This is a genomic window from Ornithinimicrobium sp. (genome assembly GCF_051004135.1).
Taxonomy (GTDB): domain Bacteria; phylum Actinomycetota; class Actinomycetes; order Actinomycetales; family Dermatophilaceae; genus Ornithinicoccus.
Map to the genome: position 1 here is coordinate 1 of NZ_JBPCKQ010000132.1, position 4106 is coordinate 4106.

A 4106-nucleotide genomic window follows, 5' to 3' on the forward strand; every position below is an offset into this window, starting at 1 on the left:
AGCTGTTGGAGCTGACCGTCGACGACGAGCTGCCGATCGACCTGCACGCCTCCGGCAACTCCCGGTGGATGCTGATGGTCAGCAGTCTGCTGGAGCGCCCCGACGATCCGTGGTGGGACGACAACCGGACCCCCGGTGTCATCGAGTCCCGGGACCAGATCCTGCAGGAGGCGATGGTCGACGCCCGACTGCAACTGACCCGCGACATCAGCAAGGACCCGCAGGACTGGCAGTGGGACCGCCTGCACGAGGTCACCCTGCGGCACCCGGTGCTCGGCTCGCCCGAGGTGCCGCAGCTGGTGCGCGCGGCCTTCAACCAGGGCCCCTATCCCGTGCCCGGGGGCTCGGCCCTGGTCAACGCCATGAGCTGGGACGCGGGGGTGGACAGCTACGAGGTCACCTCCGGGCCCTCCATGCGGATGGTGGTGGACCTGGCCGACCTCGACGCGTCCACCTGGGTCAACCAGAGCGGCAGCTCCGGGCACGTGTTCCACGCCAACTACGGCGACCAGAGCGGGGCCTGGGCGCAGGGTCGCAGCTATCCGTGGGCGTTCGGCCGTGAGGAGATCCAGGACGCCGGGGAGCACCGGTTGTTGCTCACGCCGGAGGAGTGAGGCCCTCGACGTCCTGCACCCCGGCCGTGGTCAGCACGGCGTCGACGAGCGCGTCGTGCGGTTCGCTGGGCACCTGCGGGAGCCACTCGTGATCGTGCAGCACGGCGATCACCGGCACCGTCGAGGCACGCTGGCGCAGCACCGGCAGCACCCGGTCGTAGTAGCCGCCGCCCTGCCCCAGCCGCCGGCCGTCGCGGGAGACGGCCAGGGCGGGGATCAGCGCCACGTCGACCCCCTGGAGCACCTCAGACCCTCGGCTCCGGGCTACCGCCGCCTGCGTCAGTGTGGCCGCCCTGGCGCTGATCGACATGGTCAAGGCGGTCGACCGGCAGGCCACCGTCGAGGGCGTGCAGGTCGTGGCCAAGTCCGAGGGCCGCTCCGGGGGGCTGGGTGCGCGAGGACTCCTGATGTGGACCTGGCCCATGGCACGATAGGTGATCACGTGGGGTCCTGGTGCTGATCGGGTTCTTTGTCGGAAACGAATCTGGCACCCAGGACCCCACGGCTACGTCACGACACGCCGACACCTCAGGTCACAGAGGTCACACTGGCCACGCGCCCCCACCCCTGGTGAGAAAACCTCATTGAGTGTGGTAACCCAATTCTCTCGGATGGCGGGCCGTCACCTCTTTAGGCACGCCGAGTTATGCGGGTGAGATTCTTGCCTCCCTCAGCCATCTTGAATAAGCCTCACGGCCTCAAGTGCGACAAAGACGCTGGTACAGGTCAATCCCGCAGACGGAGTGCTTCGCGACGGCGCTGCAGTTCGCCAAGGTCGAGGGGATCGTTCCCGCCCCGGAGCCGACCCACGCTCTGGCCGCCGCCATCCGCGAGGCCCAGGCGTGCAGGGAGTCCGGGGAGGGGAAGGTGATCCTGACCGCGCTGTGCGGGCACGGCCACCTGGACCTCGCCGCATACGAGCAGTACCTCGGCGGTCAGATGGTCGACTACGACCTCCCCGATGACCAGATCGCGACGGCCATGCGAGACGTGCCCGTGCTCGGCTGAGGCAATTTGTCACCAAACGGTAACCAAAGGCACAGCGGGTGAAGTGGACAACCCCCAACCCGCAACCTGCACAATACTAAGATGCCGCCGGTTGTTCGTCACCTGTTCACGCGTGGCCGAGGTCTCGGTCTTGCCATGGCCGTGGCCCTGACCACGGGTGGGCTGGCGGTCATCGGAGCGCTCGCGCTTGGTCTGCCGCTGCGCGACCCCGACGGTTTCCTCGGCCCCAGTTGGATCCGCCTGCCGAGCCTGCTCGGCCTGTTCCTGCTGGCCGACATCGTGCCCCGCGTGCTGATCCGGGCCCGCGGGGTGAAGCGGCTTCCGTCCGCGGCGAAGGAGGTCATCGCCCATCGGTGGCCCAAGGAGCGCTTGGCCGTCGTGGTGGTGGCGCTCGCCTCGTTCTACGTGACCTATGTCGGCTACCGCAACCTCAAGAGCTTCCTACCGATGGTTCGCAATCAGTCCGACGACCTGGAGTTGATGGGAACCGACACGGTGCTGGCCTTCGGGTATCACCCGGGGGACCTTTTGCACGAGGTCCTGGGCACCGGAGTGGCGGCCCAGGTGCTGTCCTTCGTCTACCTGGCCTTCCTGCTCTTCGTGCCGATCTCGCTGGCCGCGGCCCTGGTGTGGTCGCGCAACGTGACGCTGGGGCTGTGGTACACCACGGCTTTGTGCTTGAACTGGGCGCTGGGCACGGCGAGCTACTACCTCATCCCGGCCTCAGGGCCCTTCGCTGAGTTCCGCTGGCGCTTCTTCGACCTGCCCGACACCGGCGTGAGCGCGTTGCAGGCCAGCATGCTCAGGGCGCGTTCCAACGTGCTCGCCGACCCCTACGCCACCATGTCCGTCTCCAGCATCGCGGCCTTCGCGTCGTTGCACATCTCGATCGTCTTCACCGCGGCCCTGATCGTGCACCTGGCCGGCTTCCCCAAGGTGGTGCGGTGGACGATGTGGACCTTCCTGGTGCTGACCGCCATCTCGACGATCTACTTCGGGTGGCATTACATCGTCGACGACATCGCCGGTCTGGCGATCGGTGGGGTGTCGGTGTGGCTGGGCTGGCTGGGCACCCGCAGAGCCACAGACTCGCTGTCCCGCGCGAAGGCGCAGGTCTCCCAGGATCGCCTCGTAGCCAACTGAGGCTGCTGCTCAGCGCTCGAGTCGGCTCACGCATGGTGAACGCCGAAGTGAAGGTGTCGGACTCCTCGACCTCGGTCTCGGCCGACGCGGGCGCGGCGGCCAGGCCGGACTTCCGCAGTTCGTAGGCACATTCGGGGGGTGCTGATGGCCTCTGTGCTGGTCAGCGCTGCTCGGGGTACGCAGTGGCGTTGATCGTGTAGGCACACGAGTTGGGCGTGTCACTGGACGTGGCCTGCATGCACGTGCTTTCGTGTAGGTATGTACTTGCGGGAGACACGGCGGAAGAACAGAACAGGGACGGCTCGACCGTGTCCTACCTGCAACTGGCGCACAACGAACGCCACCCGGACAGCGGCGCCCCGACCGCCAAGGTGATCCACTCCTTCGGCCGGGCGCAGGACGTGGACCGGGAGGCGTTGACCCGGTTGGTGTCCTCGATCGGTCGGTTCCTGACCCCTGAGCAGGCCATCACCGCGGCGGCCACCGGGCAGGTGGAGGTGTTGGACTCGCACCGGTTGGGTGGGGCGTGGACGTTGGACCGGATCTGGGCACGCCTCGGGCTCAGCGCAGCGATTACCAAGGCCGCGGCCGGGCGCCGAGTCGACCCCGAGCTGGCCGAGCGGGTGCTGTTCGCACTGGTGGCGCAGCGGGCCCTGGAGCCGGCCTCCAAGCTGGCCGCCACGCGGTGGGTGGCCGAGCGGGTGGCCATCCAAGGGTTGCCTGGGTTCAGTGACGATCAGGCCTACCGGGCGATGGACTTCCTACTGGAGGCGTTGCCGCAGATCGCCGGGCAGGTGTTCGCCTCGGTGGCGCACCTGTTGAACTTGCAGGTCGACATCCTGTTCTTCGATTCTCCGGCTAATCCGCCGCCGGAGGGGGCGGTTGCCGTGCTCCCCGCGATGGCGTTGGTCCCGAGGAAGCGTGTGAGCGCGCGGAGTTCCTCTTCTTGCCGGCGCACTTTGCCCGCGACGGCTTCGAGTGCTTGGGTGAGGTTGTCGATCCGGTCGGCCAACCCGGTGAGGGTGAGCATCTGGCCGTGCCGGGAGCGGTAGGTCTCGATGACGGCGCGTAGGTCACGATCGCGGTAGCAGCCAAGACTACCGACCACCACGCGATATTGATCGGATTTCCGACGGCGCGGCGCGCCAAAAGCCGCAGGTCAACCGAGGTGAGGATCAACTACTTCCGGAGGTCTGAGACTATGTCGGGCGGTAAGCTGGAGTCTGTTTCTTTGGGCCATGCGGTGCTGGATGGCTATCTGGAGTTCGTCGCTGCGAGGGCTCGACCGAATACCCTCCTCGCGGTCGCGTATGACCTGAAGGTGTTCTTCACCGAAATCGT

General features: G+C 67.2%; 6 protein-coding genes. 5 read left to right on the forward strand and 1 reads right to left on the reverse strand.

Annotated elements, in window-relative coordinates; all coding sequences use genetic code 11:
- A partial coding sequence (locus ACR2FV_RS08545) for a penicillin acylase family protein (protein WP_434015267.1) occupies nucleotides 1-614 on the forward strand: 614 nt, incomplete at its 5' end.
- Here ACR2FV_RS08545 and ACR2FV_RS08550 read toward each other — a convergent pair.
- Nucleotides 598-924, reverse strand: a complete 327-nt coding sequence (locus ACR2FV_RS08550) for a 5-formyltetrahydrofolate cyclo-ligase (RefSeq protein WP_434015268.1) — start codon at nucleotides 922-924, stop codon at nucleotides 598-600. The genes ACR2FV_RS08545 and ACR2FV_RS08550 overlap by 17 nt on opposite strands.
- On the opposite strand from ACR2FV_RS08550, the gene ACR2FV_RS08555 reads away from it, so the two are divergent.
- The 4 genes from ACR2FV_RS08555 (at nucleotide 899) to ACR2FV_RS08570 (ending at nucleotide 3817) form a co-directional block, all read left to right on the forward strand.
- On the forward strand, nucleotides 899-1048 hold the full coding sequence (locus tag ACR2FV_RS08555; RefSeq protein ID WP_434015269.1) for a hypothetical protein: 150 nt from the start codon (nucleotides 899-901) through the stop codon (nucleotides 1046-1048). The genes ACR2FV_RS08550 and ACR2FV_RS08555 overlap by 26 nt on opposite strands.
- Nucleotides 1049-1316: 268 nt before the next feature.
- Nucleotides 1317-1622 carry a hypothetical protein gene (locus tag ACR2FV_RS08560; RefSeq protein WP_434015270.1) on the forward strand — a complete coding sequence of 102 codons (306 nt, stop codon included), beginning with the start codon at nucleotides 1317-1319 and terminating at the stop codon, nucleotides 1620-1622.
- A 135-nt stretch (nucleotides 1623-1757) separates the two neighbouring features.
- On the forward strand, nucleotides 1758-2765 hold the full coding sequence (locus tag ACR2FV_RS08565; protein ID WP_434015271.1) for a phosphatase PAP2 family protein: 1008 nt from the start codon (nucleotides 1758-1760) through the stop codon (nucleotides 2763-2765).
- Between the two features lie 308 nt (nucleotides 2766-3073).
- Nucleotides 3074-3817, forward strand: a complete 744-nt coding sequence (locus tag ACR2FV_RS08570) for a hypothetical protein (RefSeq protein WP_434015272.1) — start codon at nucleotides 3074-3076, stop codon at nucleotides 3815-3817.
- Nucleotides 3818-4106: the final 289 nt, after the last annotated feature.

Coding starts and splice junctions, on each gene's coding strand:
- ACR2FV_RS08565 (WP_434015271.1), top strand. CDS start 1,758: ATGGCCGTGGCCCTGACCACGGGTGGGCTGGCGGTCATCGGAGCGCTC.
- ACR2FV_RS08550 (WP_434015268.1), bottom strand. CDS start 924: ATGTCGATCAGCGCCAGGGCGGCCACACTGACGCAGGCGGCGGTAGCC.